This window comes from Escherichia sp. MOD1-EC6475 (assembly GCF_003046645.1).
Taxonomy (GTDB): Bacteria; Pseudomonadota; Gammaproteobacteria; order Enterobacterales; family Enterobacteriaceae; genus Escherichia; species Escherichia ruysiae.
Genome location: NZ_PZKQ01000074.1, coordinates 1 through 216 on the forward strand (window position 1 = coordinate 1; position 216 = coordinate 216).

Here is a 216-nt window from a genome sequence, read left to right on the forward strand (position 1 = left end):
CGCCGAAGGTGTTTTGGCGGATTGAGAGAAGATTTTCAGCCTGATACAGATTAAATCGACAGGTCAGAAGAGGACGTGTTGATAAAACAGAATTTGCCTGGCGGCCGTAGCGCGGTGGTCCCACCTGACCCCATGCCGAACTCAGAAGTGAAACGCCGTAGCGCCGATGGTAGTGTGGGGTCTCCCCATGCGAGAGTAGGGAACTGCCAGGCATCA

Annotated in this window: 1 rRNA gene; it reads left to right on the forward strand. The window is 54.6% G+C overall.

Annotation, left to right across the window (positions count from 1 at the left end):
- Nucleotides 1–96: 96 nt before the first annotated feature.
- Nucleotides 97–212: ribosomal RNA gene (gene rrf / locus A7589_RS20755) — 5S ribosomal RNA — on the forward strand.
- The last annotated feature ends 4 nt before the right edge of the window (nucleotides 213–216 follow it).